The following is a 562-nucleotide window of genomic DNA, read 5'->3' as shown; positions in this document are numbered from 1 at the left end:
TTGCAGCGGTTCTTGACGATGCCCATCCATGGCAAGCCTTGCTTGAGCGTGCCCCACATATGCGCAAATACGGCCGGTGGCACATCCGGGTGTCGGACCAGGTTGTGTGGCGCACGAATGAGCTCCTCCCGAGAAAAGCCGCTGATCTCGACGAACGCATCGTTGCAATAGGTGATCACACCCTTGGCATCGGTGGTCGAAATCAGGCGTTGCTGTGCAGGGAAAGTCCGTTCGCGCTGGGTAATCGGCTGATTGTTACGCATAAGCTGTTCTATCCGGAAGGCTTTCGTGAGGTATCGGCAGATAGGCGTTTTTATTGAATGGATATTTAAAGAATATTGATCCGGCTCAAGGTGCGCTTTCTGCTCGTGGTGTATTTGAAGCGTGCAAAGTCCTGCAAATTATCGGCATTCTTTCATACGTTCGTCACATTAGTCAGCTAATGACCAATGGTTCACGGTATCGCCAGCTGGGGGTAGGTAAAGCCGGCAAAGTGGATCAGATTGACGCCCAAATGCGTTGCCACGGCTGCCAGCAGGCCGCCATGTCGGTAAGCCAGTCC

2 protein-coding genes are annotated in these 562 nt (G+C 53.2%); one reads left to right on the top strand and one right to left on the bottom strand.

Translation table 11 applies throughout. From position 1 onward, the window contains the following. Positions 1-263: PAS domain-containing protein (locus G3436_RS26840; protein ID WP_163951382.1), on the bottom strand; the 263-nt coding region annotated here is incomplete at its 3' end. A gap of 53 nt (positions 264-316) precedes the next feature. Here G3436_RS26840 and G3436_RS29180 point away from each other — a divergent pair. Beyond that, positions 317-562: hypothetical protein (locus G3436_RS29180; RefSeq protein ID WP_420801265.1), on the top strand; the 246-nt coding region annotated here is incomplete at its 3' end.

The sequence above is a fragment of the Pseudomonas brassicae genome (assembly GCF_010671725.1).
Classification (GTDB): Bacteria; Pseudomonadota; Gammaproteobacteria; order Pseudomonadales; family Pseudomonadaceae; genus Aquipseudomonas; species Aquipseudomonas brassicae.
This window is presented reverse-complemented; position numbering and strand designations above follow the sequence as displayed.